16 protein-coding genes are annotated in these 17,576 nt (G+C 52.5%); 9 read left to right on the top strand and 7 right to left on the bottom strand.

Going from position 1 to position 17,576, the window contains the following annotated elements:
- Positions 1–11 precede the first annotated feature (11 nt).
- Positions 12–650 carry a Crp/Fnr family transcriptional regulator gene (locus tag B0D95_RS18280; protein WP_078045201.1) on the top strand — a complete coding sequence of 213 codons (639 nt, stop codon included), beginning with the start codon at positions 12–14 and terminating at the stop codon, positions 648–650.
- 69 nt (positions 651–719) lie between these two features.
- On the opposite strand, the gene trxC is transcribed toward B0D95_RS18280, so the two are convergent.
- The 4 genes from trxC to B0D95_RS18260 all read right to left on the bottom strand — a co-directional run bounded on the left by trxC (position 720) and on the right by B0D95_RS18260 (position 7,292).
- The gene (trxC, locus tag B0D95_RS18275) at positions 720–1,160 is read right to left on the bottom strand and encodes a thioredoxin TrxC (RefSeq protein WP_078045200.1); all 441 of its coding nucleotides are present in this window, start codon (positions 1,158–1,160) and stop codon (positions 720–722) included.
- A 175-nt stretch (positions 1,161–1,335) separates the two neighbouring features.
- Positions 1,336–2,787 carry an efflux transporter outer membrane subunit gene (locus B0D95_RS18270; RefSeq protein ID WP_078045199.1) on the bottom strand — a complete coding sequence of 484 codons (1,452 nt, stop codon included), beginning with the start codon at positions 2,785–2,787 and terminating at the stop codon, positions 1,336–1,338.
- Entirely contained in the window at positions 2,784–5,993 is a 3,210-nt protein-coding gene (locus B0D95_RS18265; protein ID WP_078045198.1) for an efflux RND transporter permease subunit, read from the bottom strand. Before B0D95_RS18265 ends, B0D95_RS18270 begins: the two co-directional genes overlap by 4 nt.
- A gap of 129 nt (positions 5,994–6,122) precedes the next feature.
- Complete coding sequence (locus tag B0D95_RS18260) at positions 6,123–7,292, bottom strand: efflux RND transporter periplasmic adaptor subunit (protein ID WP_078045197.1); 1,170 nt, start codon at positions 7,290–7,292, stop codon at positions 6,123–6,125.
- Positions 7,293–7,620: 328 nt separating this feature from the next.
- Here B0D95_RS18260 and B0D95_RS18255 point away from each other — a divergent pair, with 328 nt between their 5' ends.
- Positions 7,621–8,268: a TetR/AcrR family transcriptional regulator gene (locus B0D95_RS18255; protein WP_078045196.1), complete on the top strand. Its 648-nt coding sequence runs from the start codon at positions 7,621–7,623 to the stop codon at positions 8,266–8,268.
- A 56-nt stretch (positions 8,269–8,324) separates the two neighbouring features.
- Here B0D95_RS18255 and B0D95_RS18250 read toward each other — a convergent pair whose 3' ends face one another.
- Complete coding sequence (locus B0D95_RS18250; protein ID WP_078045195.1) at positions 8,325–9,536, bottom strand: DUF5009 domain-containing protein; 1,212 nt, start codon at positions 9,534–9,536, stop codon at positions 8,325–8,327.
- Between the two features lie 229 nt (positions 9,537–9,765).
- Positions 9,766–10,263 carry a peptidylprolyl isomerase gene (locus B0D95_RS18245; protein WP_078045194.1) on the bottom strand — a complete coding sequence of 166 codons (498 nt, stop codon included), beginning with the start codon at positions 10,261–10,263 and terminating at the stop codon, positions 9,766–9,768.
- Positions 10,264–10,415: 152 nt separating this feature from the next.
- On the opposite strand from B0D95_RS18245, the gene B0D95_RS18240 reads away from it, so the two are divergent.
- From B0D95_RS18240 to fabB, 4 genes are all read left to right on the top strand, one after another.
- A complete protein-coding gene (locus tag B0D95_RS18240) occupies positions 10,416–11,192 on the top strand; it encodes a 4'-phosphopantetheinyl transferase superfamily protein (protein WP_078045193.1) in 777 nt (258 codons plus the stop codon).
- Positions 11,193–11,258: 66 nt separating this feature from the next.
- Entirely contained in the window at positions 11,259–12,221 is a 963-nt protein-coding gene (locus tag B0D95_RS18235; protein ID WP_078045192.1) for a polyprenyl synthetase family protein, read from the top strand.
- Between the two features lie 167 nt (positions 12,222–12,388).
- Positions 12,389–12,913: a 3-hydroxyacyl-[acyl-carrier-protein] dehydratase FabA gene (gene fabA, locus B0D95_RS18230; protein ID WP_078045191.1), complete on the top strand. Its 525-nt coding sequence runs from the start codon at positions 12,389–12,391 to the stop codon at positions 12,911–12,913.
- 149 nt (positions 12,914–13,062) lie between these two features.
- A complete protein-coding gene (fabB, locus tag B0D95_RS18225; RefSeq protein ID WP_078045190.1) occupies positions 13,063–14,274 on the top strand; it encodes a beta-ketoacyl-ACP synthase I in 1,212 nt (403 codons plus the stop codon).
- Between the two features lie 89 nt (positions 14,275–14,363).
- On the opposite strand, the gene B0D95_RS18220 is transcribed toward fabB, so the two are convergent.
- Positions 14,364–15,281 (bottom strand): sugar nucleotide-binding protein, encoded by a 918-nt coding sequence (locus B0D95_RS18220; RefSeq protein ID WP_246841652.1) that lies wholly within the window; start codon positions 15,279–15,281, stop codon positions 14,364–14,366.
- A gap of 97 nt (positions 15,282–15,378) precedes the next feature.
- On the opposite strand from B0D95_RS18220, the gene B0D95_RS18215 reads away from it, so the two are divergent.
- The 3 genes from B0D95_RS18215 to B0D95_RS18210 are packed head-to-tail and all read left to right on the top strand — an operon-like array spanning position 15,379 to position 17,562.
- A complete protein-coding gene (locus B0D95_RS18215) occupies positions 15,379–16,263 on the top strand; it encodes an FAD-dependent oxidoreductase (RefSeq protein ID WP_246841651.1) in 885 nt (294 codons plus the stop codon).
- A complete protein-coding gene (locus B0D95_RS20900) occupies positions 16,245–16,655 on the top strand; it encodes a hypothetical protein (RefSeq protein ID WP_246841650.1) in 411 nt (136 codons plus the stop codon). The genes B0D95_RS18215 and B0D95_RS20900 overlap by 19 nt, the downstream gene beginning before the upstream one ends.
- A gap of 43 nt (positions 16,656–16,698) precedes the next feature.
- Positions 16,699–17,562, top strand: coding sequence for an aldo/keto reductase (locus B0D95_RS18210; protein ID WP_078045188.1), 864 nt, complete (start codon positions 16,699–16,701; stop codon positions 17,560–17,562).
- The last annotated feature ends 14 nt before the right edge of the window (positions 17,563–17,576 follow it).

Below are 17,576 nucleotides of genomic sequence, written 5' to 3'. Positions count from 1 at the left end.
AGTACACCGCCATGTTAGAGAGCGTCCGTTTATTCGCTGCCGTTCCGGCGCACTATCTTGCCCAACTGGAAAAGCACAGCGTATTGCGCAAATACCCTAGAAATACCGTGCTGGTGACTGAGGGAGATGAGTCGAGCCATTTGTATGTAATTCGCAAAGGAACTGTGAGCGCTTACCTGACCAATGACGAAGGACGCCAGGTCAATTTGAATTACATGCAGGAGGGTGATTATTTTGGTGAGCTGTCGCTACTGGATGGTCAACCGCGCTCGGCGTCGGTCATTACCTTGAGCGATTGCGAAGTGCTCATGCTGCCCAAAGCCAGTGTGCATGAATTGATGCGAGAATACCCGGATTTTGCGCTGATGATGATTACCGAGCTGACGCGCCGTGTGCGCGAGCTGACCGATAGCGTAAAGGATTTGGCATTGCTGGATGTATATGGACGTGTGAGCAGCACGCTGGAAAAGTTATGCGATAGCGACAAGCGCATCCACAACCCGAAAGTGACTCATCAGGACATTGCCAACATGGTTGGCTCATCGCGCGAAATGGTGAGCAGAATTATGAAGCAATTATTAATTGGCGGTTACATTGAGCAGTACACGGGTTACATCGAAATTAAAAAAAATTTGCCGCGCTATTGGTAATAGCCTTTGTCCCGTTCATTTCCCGAAAAAAGCCAGCGACCCGCTGGCTTTTTTATATTTAGTTTGCCCTTAACCAAACGCCCCCACCTGTACCAGCCAGGCTTTCAATTGTGGTAAAGACATAGCACCAGACACGCGCTGCACTTCTTTACCGCCTTTAAATAAAATCAGCGTAGGAATACTACGAATACCCCAGCGCTGGGCGATGGATGGTACCGCTTCGGTATTGAGTTTGGCACAGCGCAAATAAGGCTCGGATTGCACTGCCAATTGTTCGAATACCGGCGCGAAACCTTGGCAGGGGCCACACCAGGGAGCCCAGCAATCTACTAATACCGGAATGTCATTTTTGTCCAAGGTATTGGCGACATTGCCCGGGTTTAACTCCAACGGCTTGCCCACAAACAACGGGCGCTTGCATTTACCGCAATTGGGCTTGTCGGTCAGCCGCTCGGATGGCAAACGGTTAGTGGAAAAACAATGGGGACAATTAATTTGAACCGGGTTCATAGAATATCGACTCATTAACAGGGCGCCATATCCATGAGATGGGGGCAGCCACTGGGGTTTCACGTTGTGGCTAGTATAGCGCCCCACAGAAAAAAGCCCATGACTGTAAGGGGACAGTCACGGGCAAAAAAGAAAACATTTCAGGCCTTACAAGGTGCGCAGCGAGGCACCTATCCTAGTGGCGCGCAGCCAGCGCAGATTGCTGGGCAAATTCCCAACCGCCACCGAGGGATTTATAGACTGCAATCAAATTTAACAAGACTTGCATATCGCTTTGCGCTAACTGCGCACTCAGATTTAACTGCGAGCGCTCGGCATCCAATACCGTAAGGAAATCACTGCTACCCACTTCAAAACGCTTGCGCGCAAAAGAGGCCGCTTGATTGCTCGCCTGCAAAGCGCGCTGCAAGGTTGTACGACGCTCTTCCTCGCGTGCAAAGTTCTGCAGCGCATTGTCGGTTTCTGCCAGCGCAGTGAGAACGTTCTGTTCAAACTCGGCGATGCGCGCCTGGGTGCGAGCATCAGCCGCATCGATTTGCGCATCTACCCGGCCCAGGTTCAATGCTGCCCATTGAATGCGGGGCGAAAATAAAAAGGTGTCCGTATTGCTATTGCCCAAGCGCGTCCAATCACTGGACAAATACCCCAAACCACCGGTGAAGGTAACACTCGGGTACAAATCCGCTACGCGAATATTGTATTCCGCAACCGCACCTGCCAGGGCTTGCTCGGCACGACGAATATCCGGCCGACGCTTTAATAAATCCGTGGGATTACCCACTGCAAACGATGCCGGAATTTGCGGCAGGGATTTCACCAGCGCCAGTGCTGTTTTTAATTCAGCTGTCGGTTTTCCAGTCAAAACGCCAATACGGTTTAACGCAATATTAATATCGGCGTTTAAACCGGGAATACTGGCGCGAGTCAATTCCAACTGCGCTTCGGCGCGCGCCACATCCAATTGATCACCTCGCCCCACCTCGGAAAATCGCTGGGCAAGTTCCAGCGTCTCCTGTTGATTCAGTACATTGCGCAGGGCAACATCCAATAAATATTGATTGCCGCGCAAACTGATATAGGCGCTGGCAACTTCTGCCGTAATACTTACCTGCGCGGCCTGTAAATCGGCCTCGCGCGCAGCGAGTTGCGCCTTGGATAATTTCACACCATTGCGCACGCGGCCAAAAATATCCAGCTCCCAGCTCGCATCAAAACCGGCTTGGTAGGATTCGCTAATACGCGAATCTACATCGCCGACCACATCAGCACTTTGCCGTTGGCGCACACCGCTCAGGCTTGCTTCAACCTTGGGGTAGCGATCCAACTTACTGTTGCGCAGCAATGCACGGGACTCCGCCAATGATGCCTGCGCGATACGAATTGAATGATTTTGTTGCAGTGAATCCGCAATAAGCTGATTTAACTGCTCGTCATTTAATTGCGCCCACCATGCGGCGACAGGTTGTTGCTCATTGGCTTTGGCAGGCAGCACAAAAGCCGCCGGAGCCGGTTGGATAGTGGCGAGCTGTGCCGACTGCTCTACTGATTTAAAACTGTGGCAAGCACTGATCATGGCAGGTAGCACCGCCACGACAAACCCTTTTATAAAGAGGGATGGAATATTCATGATTGCAACTCCTTATGGTTTGCAACAGCAGAATGTTCTGCAGGTAAAAATGCATCTTTACCGTCGACTTTATAATTGCGCTTGCCTTCCAGCTTGCGCAACAACACATAAAACATCGGCGTAAAGAACAAGCCAAAGAAAGTAACACCTAACATGCCAGAGAAAACCGCGATGCCCATAACACTGCGCATTTCTGCACCAGCGCCGCTGGAGAACACCATTGGCAAAACCCCCATGATGAACGCAAATGAGGTCATTAAAATCGGGCGCAAACGCATACGGCTGGCGGTAATTGCTGCCTCGTAAGTTGCCATGCCGCGCTGCTCCAATTCGCGCGCAAATTCCACAATCAGAATGGCGTTTTTACTGGCAAGCCCGGCGAGCACAAACAAACTGATTTGGGTGAAGATATTGTTGTCGCCATTAGTGATCCACACACCAAAGAGGGCAGACAAAATGGAGAGCGGAACAATAGTCACCACTACCAGTGGCAATGCCAAGCTTTCATACTGTGCGGCCAGCACCAGGAACACCAACAACAGACACAGTGGCAAAATATAAATCGCTGTATTGCCCGCCAGCACTTCCTGATAGGTCAAGTCAGTCCATTCATACACAATGCCGGAGGGCAGGACTTCATCCAAGATTTCGTCAATCGCATCCTGCGCCTGGCCACTGGAATAGCCGGGAGCTGCATTGCCGTTAATATCCGCCGCCAGATAACCGTTGTAATGCGCCGCACTTTCAGGACCATAACTTTCTTGCATCGACAAGACTGCACCCAGCGGCACCATATCGCCTTGCACATTGCGTACTTTTAAATTCAATGCATCCGATGGTGTATTACGATATTCCGCATCAGCCTGGGTTATCACTTGATAGGTGCGACCAAATTGATTGAAATCATTCACATAGAGCGACCCCAAATAGATTTGCATGGTGTCAAAGATTTCTTTTACATTCAGGCCCAGTTGTTTGGCTTTGGTGCGATCCACATCGGCATACAATTGCGGCACATTGATTTTGTAGTTGGAAAACACACTCGCCAATTCCGGGCGCTGCATGGCTTTTTGTTGCACCTGCGCAACTACTTCTGCCAGCTTTTCGTAACCCAAACCAGCGCGGTCTTCAATTTGCAATTTAAAACCGCCGGTAGTTCCCAATCCTCGTACTGGCGGAGGCGGGAATACCGCAATAAATGCCTCTTCAATACCGGCAAATTTCATTTGCAGTTTTTGTGAAATAGCGGCAGCAGATAAATCTGTACCATTGCGCTCATCAAACGCATCCAGCGTTAAAAACACAATGCCGGCACTGGAGCTATTGGTGAAACCGTTAATACTCAAGCCTGGAAATTGCACTGCACTTTCCACACCGGCTTCGGCCAAACCAATCTCACCCATTTCACGGATGACTTGCTCAGTGCGCGCCAGAGTGGCGCCATCGGGCAGCTGGGCGAAAGCGATCAAATATTGTTTATCCTGCGCGGGCACAAAGCCTTTGGGAATAATATTAAAACCGACCGCCGTCACCGCCAGCAGCACCGCATAAACGCCTACAGCCATTGCTTTGCGGCCTAATAATTTCCCGACTTTGGTTGAGTAATCACCGGAGGCGCGATTAAAACTGCGATTAAACCAACCAAAAAAGCGACCAAAGAGTTTATCCATAATGCGCGTCAGGCGATCTTTGGGTGCATCGTGACTTTTTAACAAAATCGCAGCCAATGCCGGGCTTAATGTCAGCGAGTTAATGGCAGAGATCACGGTAGAGATTGCAATAGTTAACGCAAATTGTTGATAGAACTGACCGGTCAAACCACTGACAAACGCGATGGGTACAAATACCGCTACCAAGGTCAGGGAAATTGCAATGATCGGCCCGCTCACTTCTTGCATGGCTTTATAAGTTGCGGCCAGCGGCGTTAAACCTTCTTCGATATTTCGCTCAACGTTTTCTACTACCACGATGGCATCATCCACCACGATACCAATCGCCAATACCAAACCGAACAGAGACAAGGTGTTAATCGAAAAGCCGAAAGCCCACATCAACGAAAAGGTACCGATGATTGAAACAGGAACGGCAAGCAGCGGAATAATAGACGCGCGCCAGGTTTGCAAAAATAGAATCACCACTACCACTACCAAAGCCAGTGCTTCCAGCAGGGTTTTGATCACCGCATTGATTGAGCTTTTAACAAAAATGGTAGGGTCGTAAACCACTTTGTATTCTACACCCGCCGGAAAACGCTCGGACAACTGCGCCATGGTAGAGCGCACCGCATCGGAAATTTGAATGGCATTGGCGCCGGGCGATTGGAAAATAGGAATTGCCACCGCCGGTTGGTTATCCAACATGGCATTCAAGCTAAATTCTGACGCACCCATTTCAATGCGCGCCACATCTTTCAAGCGAGTAATTTCACCAGTAGCGCCCGCGCGGATAATAATTTCGCCAAATTCTTCCGGGTTATCCAAACGACCTTTAGCATTGATGGGTAATTGCACATCCACCAAATCGGTGACGGGTGCACCACCGATCATACCGGCAGCAACTTGTACGTTTTGTTCGCGAATCGCATTGACTACGTCATTAGCGGTGAGATTTTTCTCGGCGATAGTTTCCGGGTTTAACCAGATACGCATGGCGTAATCGCCTGAACCAAACAAACGCACCTGGCCTACACCGGTCACTTTGGCGAGCTCATCTTTGATATTCATGAGCGCATAGTTGCGCAAATAAAGTTCGTCGTAACTTTTATCCGGCGAAATTAAATGCACCACCATGGTTAAATCGGGCGAGCTTTTTACCACGGTAACACCGCGCTGGCGGGTGACATCCGGCAAACGTGGCAGCGCTTGGGAAACACGGTTTTGTACCATCTGTTGCGCGAGGTCAACGTCGGTGCCGATTTTAAAAGTGACAGTCAACGTCAAGCGACCATCGGTAGTGGCCTGCGAAAACATGTACAACATATTTTCAGTGCCCGCCAACTGCTCTTCCAACGGCGTTGCAACCGTTTCGGCAATGACTTTCGGGTTAGCGCCGGGGTAAGACGCACTCACCACGACCGATGGAGGCGATACATCCGGGTATTCCGAAATGGGCAATTGAAACATGGCGAGTAAACCGGCGATAAAAATCAACAGTGAAATCACGCCGGCAAAAATGGGACGATCCACAAAAAATTTGGATATGTTCATGGTGAGCCTGCCTGCTAATGGCTGTATAAAAGCAAAAGAAAAACAATGAAATAACGGATGCGTTTGGAGAGTGCTGGTGAAATACACCAGCACATCGACCTACACACAAAAATTGACTAAGGGAAACGCTTAATGATTGGCAGCAACAACGGTTGCATCGATCGCTTGGGTCACACTGGGATTAACGGTGGAATTGGGGCGCACATGGGACAAACCATTCACAATCACCTTATCACCCGCCGCCACACCTGAGAGGATAACGCGCTGCCCTTGGTGATGTTCACCGGGTGTTACTTCGCGATAAGTTGCCGTGTTATTTTCATCCACAACCAATACAAACTTTTTGCTCTGGTTGGTGCCAATAGCGCGCTCGGGCACTAATAACGCCTGAATTTTTTCAGCCGACCCCAAACGCACTGTGGCAAACATTCCCGCCGTTAATGCACCATCATTGTTGTCGACAATGGCGCGTGCACGAATGGTGCCGCTGTTGGTATCCAGGCGATTATCAAAGGCACTGATATTGCCCTGATAAACCACACTGGTATCGCTGGCGAGTGTTAATTCCACCGGCATTAATTGTGTATTTTTGGTGTTGCGCACAAATTGAATGTATGTCGCTTCATCCACATTAAACTCGGCGTAAAGCTTGTCGTTGGCAACAATTTGGGTAAGCAGCGGCGCATTGGCTCCCGCCTCTACCACATTGCCTACCGTTAATTCCGCGCGACCAACACGACCGCTGATTGGCGCACTAATGTGGGCGTATTCCAAATCCAGCTTTGCCTGACTCAAGGCCGCTTCCGCTTGCTTTACATCGGCCTGCGCAACCTGATGGGTGCTCAACGCCGAGTCATAAATACTTTGCGAGACCAATTTGGCGGCAATCAATTGCTGGGCACGACTGAGTTCATCCTGTGCCAGCTTGGCGCGGGATTGGGCCGTCGCCAGTTGTGCCTGTGCGCGCTGAACCGATGCCTGATGCGGACGCGGATCAATCACAAACAGTGGCTGACCTTTTTTCACTTGCTGGCCTTCGGTGAAGAGCACCTGCTGGATAGTGCCGCTCACCAGCGGCTTGATTGCGGCACTTTCAACTGGCGCCAAACGTCCGGAAAAACTGGCCCAGGTACGGATCTCCTGAGGCGCCAGCACCATTACATCCACAGCGGGAGCAGGCGGTACGGCAGCAGGGGCCGAAGCGGCAACGCCCGTTATGTAATGAAAGCCAGCTATACCTGTGAGTATGGCCAGAGCGCCATAAGTTAAGAACTTGCGAGGGGAAATACTGCTACTCATGATAGTCTCCTGTTGCTCCTGAGCAAAATAATGCCTGGGTAAAACTCCCTGGATACAAAATCGGCGGGGTTAAACGGGTCATTTCGGAAAACTATACATACCGGTAGGTATGGTGGTCAACAAATTTTTTATTTTGTTTTTATGGTGCGCAAAATCTGGGCGGCAGCCAGCTCAGAAAAGTGAGTAAAATCAAGGGGGTCGGCACATAGAGGGAGTTAATATGGAGCAGAATAAGTGGCATACTGCCCCAGCAAGGCGCAAGCTTGCGATTGAAAAACATACCACCCGGTATCATAATAACCATAACGTTTGTACGAGAATCCAGCTTATGAGCACTACAGATACCCGCACTTTGCTACTGGAAACCGCGCTGAACCTGATTTGGAACAGCAACTACAACTCTGTGGGCGTGAATGAAATCTGCAAACAAGCGGGCGTAACCAAGGGGAGCTTCTATCACCACTTTGAATCCAAAGCGGAGCTTTTTTGCGAGGCAACCACTCACCATTGGGATGTGATTCGTCGGGATCTGGACTGTATCCTGTCCCCCATCAATACCCCATTGGAACAGTTGGAAAATTGGCTGCAGTTTATTTACATCAACAAACTGGGGGATGACAAAGACAATGTCCCCGGCTGCGCCATGTTTAGCGCGGGTATGCAAACCGGCTGCGGCGACACGCGCATCACCGACACACTGCAGCTGATGACTGAGCGCGGTGCGAAATACAATCAAGCACTGGTTCGCAGTTTAAAAGATGGCAATTATTTGCTTGAATCCCCCGAGCAAGACATTGAACAAATTGCGCGCCTGATGCAGCAGTATGTGCAAGGTGCAATTAGCCACGCACAGGTGACCCGCAACATAGTCAATGTCAAACAGGATTTGCCGCAAGGCGTTTATCGTTTGATTGGTTTAAAACCGGAGTTCTGGTTTAGCGCCAAGCCTACATGGCCGCGCACAGAAGACGCATAAGCCGCCAAACCAATTAGTGCAAACCTGCCCCGCTACAGGGCAGCTATTTCAATACATCAGAGTTTTACCCGTAACCCCATGCGCGTCAGTAGTGCGCCAATTCCCATCATCACGCACGCAAAACCCAGGCTCCACAGAATGCCCGCCAGACCTGCGTTAAAAAACGCAGGACGAAGATAAAAACCTAAAATCCCACACAGTGATAACACTATGTACGGCAATATATAAACCAATAGGGGATTGGTGGCCGAGGGCTCAAAAAATACCGTCCAGGCGCGCTGCTGTTTTACATCCACCAGCCAATAAACCGCACCAAAAATCAAACAGCAAAAGAACACACTGAATAATGCCCAACTGGGTGTTGCCCATATTTTGGAGATGGGTGAAACCTGCCAACTGGCAAACGCAAGCAACGCCACAACAGCGGTAAAAATAAGATAGTGTTTGAATTTATTGGCGGCGAAATTCGGCAAATAAAATAATTGCGAGAGAATCACGCCCGCTAACACAATTGCCCCATGGGTATTATTGCCATTGAATTCTGCCAGTGCACCCAATACCGGCACCCCCATCAAATTCGCTTTCGCTGCATCCAGCACAAAAAATAATGCAATCAGGGCGAGCGATGCCAGCGCAAGCATAAAAAATTGTGTCGCGGGTGCGGCGAATTGGCGAGTGATTAAAAACAAAGTCCCCGCCATTAAATAGGCCCAACCGATCAACCCGAGAATACCCCACCACTGGGTGGTCATGCCGGTATCGTCCGGGCCTTTGTACATCCACCAGAGCATGACTAACCCAGCAACCCCCATCAGTTTTGCGCCCAACACCAAGGCAGGTGAAAGGGTTTTGGGATAATTCGACCAGATCAATAACACATAGATAAACATCAACAGCGTCCACAGCGGCATAGAAATGCCCATAGCTGCAGCGTCGTAGCCGGATTCGGCATTCACCATAAAGACACCAATCACCAGCAAGCCCAGACTGCGCAGTGCGATGTGTTTAAAAATATCCAGCGCTGAATCGCCTTTGTTGGTGCGTGCCTGAATTGCAAAGGGAATGGACATGCCGACGATAAACAGAAACGCCGGGAATACCAGGTCGACAAAGGTCATGCCATCCACATCAGCAGGCAAATGTTTCATCCACTGGGGCACATCGGCGACACCCGCCAACTCATTGACAAACACCATGGTGAAAATAATGATGCCGCGAAAGACATCAATCGATAACACACGACTGGCACTGCTGGTTGGATTATTCATGTGATTGCCCGTTGCGCCACTGACAAGCGCTGTTGTTATAGTAAATGTTAGGGTGGATACCGCCCTAAAAACCCACCATAACCGAGCACCACCTCAAGTCGCAATCAAAAAATGACAACGTTGACTTCAGGTTTACAATTCTCAACACAGGCGAGCGAGCCGCAAAACTACCCATCAATAAAAAGCCCGCAGCAAGTGCGGGCTTTTGGGGCACAACAACACGTGAAAATTAATCGTGATGGTGACCACCTACGCCGTGAGCATGGCCATGAGCCAACTCTTCGTCGGAGGCATCGCGCACTTCTACCACTTCCAATTCAAAATCGAGATGTTTACCCGCGAGTGGGTGATTGCTATCGATATCCACATTGAATTTACCGACTTTTAATACGATGGCATCCCAAGGGCCGTGCTGGGTGTTCACCGCGACTTTCATGCCGGGTTTGATTTTGTTTTTGATTTTTTCATAGCCCAACAAATGCTTGATGGGAATACGTTGGGTAGCACCTTCCTGACGCTGGCCATAGCCCTGCTCGGGCGTCAGGTTCACGGTGACTTTGTCACCCGCTTGCTTGCCATCCAACGCGGCTTCCAGCGCAGCCAATAAACCATTATGCCCATGGAGGTAGAGTGTTGGCTCTGCATCGTATGAGGATTCCAGCAGCTCGCCGCCGGTTTCGCTCAGGCGGTAGTGAAAGCTGACAACTTTGTCGGCGGTGATTTGCATAACAGCTCCAGAAAATAGTGGGAGTAATGAGAGAAAAGGGATCGCATGTTTTGAGGGCGCGAATTAGAGCATAAAAGCAGCCACAGGCACAATTTAGCGGGCGAGCGCCAAGTCGCGTATTATCCCGCTTCACCCGAACCCGATTGCAGCACATGACTAACTTGAATCACTCACCGTCCATCCCGCCCTTTTCCACCCCCATGTCGCTGGAGCATCAGCAGGTACATTTATGGCTGCTGGATCTACGCCATGTTGGTGAATGGCATAGCAGGGCCGCTCTCAGCGTCATGAGCGCGGAGGAGCAGGCCAAGGCAGAAAAGTTTATTCGCGGCAAAGAAAGTTACATCGCCAGTCGCTGGTTGTTGCGCAGCTGCCTGGCACGCTACACCGGCACACCGGCGGCGGCCATCACCTTTGCGCGCACAGACAAGGGCAAGCCCTATATCCCGCACAGCGATATTCATTTCAGCCTTAGCCACAGCGGGCATTGGGCACTATTGGCGGTGTCCCGCACAGCGCTGCTCGGCGTGGATATAGAAGCCAATCGCCGCGCACGGGATTTACCGGGCATTGCCGAGCATTATTTTCACCCGCAGGAATACGCCCTTCTTAGCAGCCAGCCCGCCGACGATCAAACGGATTATTTTTATCGCCTCTGGACCTTGAAAGAAGCCTTCTTCAAGGCCATCGGCTTGGGCATTTCTGCCGGGCTGGAGAATATTCATTTCACGCTGGCGAGCGATAACAACCCCGGCGCACCGCCCCAAATCCGTGCCGCGATTAACCCGACACTCCCCCACGCCCATGCCGACTGGCAGTTTCAGCAGTGGCAATTGCCCGAAGGGGACTCAATCGCCCTCGCCTATGCCGCGACGGCGCCACAGCCGACAATCTGGTTCGATGCACTCGCCGCACCAGCTTTTCCTTGACTCTCGATCCTCCGCTGCTAGCATTGCCGCCAATCTTTTCTCCCATCTGATAAATAAGAAAACTTCATGTTGCCATTTCATCAGGCCGTCAAAGACGACTTCAGCGCAGTCAACCAACTGATTATCGAGAAACTTCACTCCGATGTCGGTTTGGTTGAAAACATCGGCCACTACCTTGTCGAAGCCGGCGGCAAACGCCTGCGCCCCCTACTGGTACTACTGACCGCCAATGCACTGGGCTACAAGGGCAAGGATCACTTGTCGCTGGCGGCGATTATCGAATTCATCCACACTGCCACCCTGCTGCACGACGATGTGGTGGATATGTCCAACCTGCGCCGTGGCCGCCCCACCGCCAATGCCCAATGGGGTAATGCCCCGAGTGTATTAGTGGGCGATTTCCTGTATTCCCGCGCCTTCCAGATGATGGTGGGAATCGGCAATATGGATGTGATGGCCATTCTCAGCGATACCACCAACATCATCGCTGAAGGTGAAGTACAGCAACTGGTTAACGCCAAAGACCCTAAGGTAAACGAGGAAAACTACTTCCGCGTGATCGATAAAAAAACCGCCATCCTGTTTGCCGCCGCCTGCGAAGTGGCTGCGACTCATTGTGGCGGCACGGCGGCCCAGCGTGACGCCCTGCGCCTGTATGGTCGTCATGTGGGAGTTGCCTTCCAGTTGGTGGACGATGCCCTGGACTACACCGGCGATGCCGCAACCCTGGGCAAAAATGTGGGCGATGACCTGGCCGAAGGCAAACCCACCCTGCCACTGATTTATGCCATGCGTACCGGAACACCGGCGCAGGCCGAGCTGATCGCTACCGCAATTCGCAACGGCGATGCCAGCCAACTCCCCGCGATTCTGGACATAGTGCAAGCCACAGGCGGCATGACCTACACCCTCGATGCCGCCAAAGCGCAGGTCCAATCTGCCATTGCACAGTTGCAACACCTGCCCGATAACCTCTACACCCGGGCGATGAAGGAACTGGCCGAGTTCTCCTTGGCGCGCAGTTTCTAAGCGCGCAAGCGCGGGGCGCTACCCAAGGAAACAATTCACCCTGACGACGCCTATTGCCCAGGCAACAGGTATCCGTCTAACTGGACAACTGAGCTACAGCGGTTAGAATGGCGCACTTTTGCGCGGCGGCCTTGCTGTAGCCATCATTAACAACCTGAGTAATGTCGATGACCACCTTTGAACCACAAAGCTCCTATAGCCGTGAAGACCTGTTGAAATGCGGCGACGGCCTGCTGTTTGGCCCAGGCAATGCACAGTTGCCCAAACCTAATATGTTGATGCTAGATCGCATTACACATATCAGCCAAACCGGCGGTGAATTTGGCAAAGGCGAAATTGTGGCAGAGTTGGATATCTCCCCTGACTTGTGGTTCTTTGAGTGCCACTTTCCCGGCGACCCGGTTATGCCCGGCTGTCTGGGGTTGGATGCTATGTGGCAATTAGTGGGTTTCTTCCTTGGCTGGAAAGGCAACCCAGGGCGCGGTCGTGCGCTAGGCTGCGGCGAACTGAAATTCACCGGCCAAATTCTTCCCACCGCGAAGAAAATCACCTATCACATCAACCTGAAGCGAGTGATCGAGCGCAAGCTGATCATGGGCATCGCCGATGGCCGCGTTTCTTGCGATGGCAAAGACATCTACTTCGCAAACGATTTGCGTGTTGGCTTGTTCCAAAATACAGACAGCTTTTAAGTCGTAACCCCCACGCGACAACTTACAAGCCATTACAACAAGGAGTGAGCAGCGTGCCTTCTATGGCATACTGGCACTCCGTTTAATCCGCCAGACTCTGTGAAAACCTGCTGTTCAGGCGCTGTAGCTAAATACAAAAGAGGTAGCCTATGAAACGCGTTGTTGTTACCGGTATGGGAATTGTGTCCTGTCTGGGCAATGATAAAAATGCCGTGTTGGATGCATTGCGCGCTGGCCGTTCCGGTATCAAATTTCAGGAAGCGTACAAAGAAATGGGCTTTCGCAGCCATGTTGCAGGCTCCATCGATATCAATCTGGCCGAGCTAATCGATCGCAAGGTACTGCGTTTTATGGGCGATGCGGCGGCCTATGCCTATCTCTCCATGGAACAAGCTATTGCCGACGCCGGTTTGAGCGAAGACCAGGTATCCAACGAACGCACCGGTATCATCATGGGTTCAGGCGGTGCTTCTTCCAAAAATCTGGTGGAAGCGGCAGATATTCTGCGCGAGAAAGGCTTGAAGCGTGTTGGCCCTTATCGCGTAACGCAAACCATGGGCAGCACTACCTCTGCCTGTTTGGCAACGCCGTTTAAAATCAAAGGGGTTAACTACTCGATCTCCTCCGCCTGTGCGACCAGCGCCCACTGTATTGGTGTTGCGATGGAGCAAATCCAACTTGGCAAACAAGATGTGGTATTTGCCGGTGGCGGCGAAGAAGAGCATTGGACCCTGACCGCATTGTTTGATGCGATGGGTGCACTCTCCACCAAATACAACGAAACTCCTGACCAGGCCTCGCGCGCTTATGACGCTAACCGCGACGGTTTTGTAATCGCGGGCGGCGGTGGCTGTTTGGTGATTGAAGAATATGAACACGCCAAAGCGCGTGGTGCGAAAATCTATGCCGAAATCGTCGGCTACGGCGCAACTTCCGATGGCTACGATATGGTGGCACCATCAGGAGAAGGTGCTGTGCGCTGCATGAAACAAGCGCTGTCTACCGTTGACGGCGATATCGACTACATCAACTCACATGGCACGTCTACTCCTGTGGGTGATCTTGCTGAATTGCGCGCCATCAAAGAAACCTTTGGTGCCAATATTCCTGCCATCAGTTCCACCAAATCCCTCACCGGCCACAGCCTTGGCGCCACCGGCGTACAAGAGGCGATTTACAGCCTGTTGATGATGGAACACGATTTTATTTGCGCCTCAGCCAATATCGAAACCCTCGACCCGGAAGCCGTGGGTATGCCCATCGCGCTCAAGCGTCAAGACGGCGTGAAACTGAACCGTGTGATGTCCAACAGCTTTGGCTTTGGCGGCACCAACGCGACCCTGGTTTTTCAAAGGATCTAAAGGGCAGCGCGTTTAATTACCCGCCGTAGAAAAATAAAAACCGCGAGCCGCATCAGCGTCTCGCGGTTTTTTTTATGCCGATGCACGCACTACTGCGCCGCTTTGATTTGCTCGCGGTTGTGCAGCCATTGCTTGACCAACGGCAATAAGCTGGGGCGCCAGGAGCGCGCCTGTATGCCAAAATTATCGCGCGCGTGGCGGCACCCCAACACGGCACTGAGCGGTTCATTTTCTGGCTCGGCATCCACCAGTGTCAGGCTTGGCTCAGCGGTTAATAACTGCTGTTGAATCAGCAATTGCAGGACTTGATCGGCAAATTCATCCTCTGCGCAGGCGTCGCCACTGCAGTAATGCATCACCCCCCAATTCTCGGCACCACAACTGATTTGCTTGGCCATGGCAACGGCCACTCGCGCCGCATCGGACAAGGCTGTAGGCGCACCGCGCAAGCGGCGATTCACCGTTACCGAAGCTCCCGCCAAAAAGGCGCTGAGTAGCCGTGTTAAATGGTTATCGCCATAGGCTCCAATCACCCAACTCAAACGCAATACAATAAAGCGCTGTAATCCGGCACTGATCGCCTGTTCAGCTTCCACAAACGCCGCACCGGTTTCGTTCTGGGGTGCAGGCACATCCTTTTCGCTGTGGGTGCCTTTGGGGTCAGCGCCAAACACGCTGTAACTGGAAAAGTGGATCAGGGGGATATCGGCCAGCTTGCAGGCCGGTACCAAGTGCCGCGCGGTTTCGACCAAGGGCATTTGGCCACCGGGATGATAGGCCTCTTCCCAGCCGCGACAATTAATTACCAGATCAGGCTTTTCGCGCTCAATATAGGCGCTAACCGCCGCCTGATCCGACCAATCCAACAGGCTGCCAGCCGGCATGAGCAGCTTGAAAGGCTCGCGCTCAAGCTCGTGCTCCAGCGCTTTACCCAGAGGGGAGTTTACATCCGTTAACAACAAGGTGAATGACATCGTGATCCACATACCCGTAAAATTTTTACGCATATTAGCAGCACATGCGCATGGCGCGACAAGGGTAATTCGCCACTGAAACACTTATACTGCGCCGCCTGACCGATCAGCTACCGGAAATTCACTGCCGATGAGCACACCCCAACACGAGATTCATCTGGACATCGCCATTATCGGTGGCGGGGTAGCGGGCCTATGGCTGGCCAATCGCGCCAAACTCGCCGGTTTTAGCATCGCCCTGTTTGAGTCCAAGGCCTTGGGCAGCGACCAAACACTCGCCTCACAAGGCATGATTCACGGCGGCATGAAATACACCCTGGCCGGGACCCTGACCGGCGCCTCCGAAGCCATCGCTGAAATGCCCGGACACTGGCGCGCCTGCTTGTGTGGCGAGGGCGATGTGGATTTGCGCCATACCCGTATTCTCAGCGATCACTTTTTTATGTGGTCGGGCGATGATCTCGGCAGCAAGATCACCAGCTTTTTTGCCAGCAAGATCACCCGTGGCCGCGTCGATGCGGTGCACCCGGATCGACGCCCGCCCCTGCTGCGCCACAAGGACTTTAGCGGCAGCCTCTATCGCCTGGAAGACCTGGTGATAGACACCCCCAGCCTGGTTGCCAACCTCGCCAACAATATCGAAGGCTGTTGCTACCAGATTGATTGGCAAAAGGCCCAATTGCAGCGCGACAACACCAATAAGGTGACAGTGAAAATCACTGGCGATCAGGGCGATGTGGTTATCCATGCACAGCGCTTTATCTTCACCGCCGGTAAAGGCAATGCACAATTGCTGGCTGAACTGGGACTGGATCAACCCGCCATGCAACTGCGACCGCTGCAACAGGTGATGCTCAAACACCATTACCCCTTCGACTTTTACGGCCATTGCCTGGGCCGCGAAACCACCCCGCGCCTGACCATATCCAGTCATCGCTTACCCGATGGCGGTCATGTCTGGTACCTGGGGGCAGCCTGGCAGAACAAGGTGCCAGCATGGAGGCAGAAGCCTTGATTGCGCGTGCGCGCGCCGAGCTGGCAGAACTCATCCCCTGGGTAAACCTGGACGATGCCGAGTGGGCCTGCCTGCCCATTGACCGGGCAGAGCCGCTACAACCCGGTTTTGTCCGCCCCGACAATGCGTTTGTAGCACCGGCAACCGGCGCCAGTAACCTGCTGGTCGGCTGGCCTACTAAATTGACCCTGGCACCTAATTTAGCCAATCAGGCACTGGCGTTACTGACCAGCGGTAATATCGCACCAATACACCCACAAACATCACTACTCACCTGGCTGCCGCTGGCCTCCTTGGCCAAAACCCCATGGGAACAAGCCTTTCCGCCCGCGCTCAGTGCCGAAGAGGCCCTCGCCTTGCGCTTTCGCGAGCCGGACGATGAGCAGCCCTGAAACAACACGCTGGCGCCATACCACAGCAAGAGGATAACCCCGCATGATGCCCCGCAAGCGCCTTGGCCGCACCGATATTGACGTAAGCACTCTGGGCTTGGGTACCGTTAAATTCGGCCGCAATCAAAGCCTCAAATACCCTACCCAATTTGAGCTGCCCAGCGATGAGCAAGTCCGGCGCCTGATCGACTGCGCCTACGCCATGGGCGTCAACCTGATCGATACTGCCCCTGCATACGGCTACAGTGAAGAGCGCGTGGGCGATGCACTGCGCAAATCGCGCAAAGACTGGGTGATTTCCACCAAAGTCGGTGAGGAGTTCACCCCCGACAAGTTTTCCACCCAGGGCCACTCCCACTTTGACTTCAGCGCCCAACACACACGCCGGAGCGTAGAGCGCTCCCTGCGTCGCCTGCGTACGGATTATCTGGATCTGGTGCTAATCCACTCGGATGGCAATGACCTTGATATCCTGCAACACACCGAGGTGCTACACACCTTGCAACAGCTCAAGCAGGAAGGCTGGATACGCGCGGTGGGTATCTCCAGTAAAACCCTGGAAGGCGGGCTGCTAGCCGCTGAAGTCTGCGATGCGGTGATGGTGACCTACAACGCCGGACAGCAAGATGAGGCACCAGTCATCGCAAAATCTGCGCAACATGGTGCTGCCGTCCTCTTGAAAAAGGTTCTCGCCAGCGGTCATATCTGCCATGATGCGCCCGCACCTGATGCAAACCTGTCCGCACAGCGCGAAACGCAGGACCCGATTCAGCGCGCACTGGACTTTGCCTATGCGCCACCGGGTGTCACCAGCGCGATTATTGGCACGCTCAACGAGCAACATTTACGCGATAATTTGTTCAAAGCGATACGTGCGCAAGATTCTGTAGCAAGGGTAAACGAGTAAACTATTGGGTACGA

The organism is Cellvibrio sp. PSBB023, assembly GCF_002007605.1.
Lineage (GTDB): Bacteria > Pseudomonadota > Gammaproteobacteria > Pseudomonadales > Cellvibrionaceae > Cellvibrio.
This window is presented reverse-complemented; position numbering and strand designations above follow the sequence as displayed.

Bases quoted from the DNA above. Each gene is read 5' to 3' on its own strand.
- trxC (WP_078045200.1), bottom strand. From the start codon at position 1,160: ATGAACCCGGTTCAAATTAATTGTCCCCATTGTTTTTCCACTAACCGT.
- B0D95_RS18270 (WP_078045199.1), bottom strand. From the start codon at position 2,787: ATGAATATTCCATCCCTCTTTATAAAAGGGTTTGTCGTGGCGGTGCTA.
- B0D95_RS18280 (WP_078045201.1), top strand. From the start codon at position 12: ATGTTAGAGAGCGTCCGTTTATTCGCTGCCGTTCCGGCGCACTATCTT.
- B0D95_RS20900 (WP_246841650.1), top strand. From the start codon at position 16,245: ATGGAGGCAGAAGCCTTGATTGCGCGTGCGCGCGCCGAGCTGGCAGAA.
- B0D95_RS18245 (WP_078045194.1), bottom strand. From the start codon at position 10,263: ATGCAAATCACCGCCGACAAAGTTGTCAGCTTTCACTACCGCCTGAGC.
- B0D95_RS18240 (WP_078045193.1), top strand. From the start codon at position 10,416: ATGACTAACTTGAATCACTCACCGTCCATCCCGCCCTTTTCCACCCCC.
- B0D95_RS18210 (WP_078045188.1), top strand. From the start codon at position 16,699: ATGATGCCCCGCAAGCGCCTTGGCCGCACCGATATTGACGTAAGCACT.
- B0D95_RS18220 (WP_246841652.1), bottom strand. From the start codon at position 15,281: ATGCGTAAAAATTTTACGGGTATGTGGATCACGATGTCATTCACCTTG.
- B0D95_RS18255 (WP_078045196.1), top strand. From the start codon at position 7,621: ATGAGCACTACAGATACCCGCACTTTGCTACTGGAAACCGCGCTGAAC.
- B0D95_RS18265 (WP_078045198.1), bottom strand. From the start codon at position 5,993: ATGAACATATCCAAATTTTTTGTGGATCGTCCCATTTTTGCCGGCGTG.
- fabA (WP_078045191.1), top strand. From the start codon at position 12,389: ATGACCACCTTTGAACCACAAAGCTCCTATAGCCGTGAAGACCTGTTG.
- fabB (WP_078045190.1), top strand. From the start codon at position 13,063: ATGAAACGCGTTGTTGTTACCGGTATGGGAATTGTGTCCTGTCTGGGC.
- B0D95_RS18260 (WP_078045197.1), bottom strand. From the start codon at position 7,292: ATGAGTAGCAGTATTTCCCCTCGCAAGTTCTTAACTTATGGCGCTCTG.
- B0D95_RS18250 (WP_078045195.1), bottom strand. From the start codon at position 9,536: ATGAATAATCCAACCAGCAGTGCCAGTCGTGTGTTATCGATTGATGTC.
- B0D95_RS18215 (WP_246841651.1), top strand. From the start codon at position 15,379: ATGAGCACACCCCAACACGAGATTCATCTGGACATCGCCATTATCGGT.
- B0D95_RS18235 (WP_078045192.1), top strand. From the start codon at position 11,259: ATGTTGCCATTTCATCAGGCCGTCAAAGACGACTTCAGCGCAGTCAAC.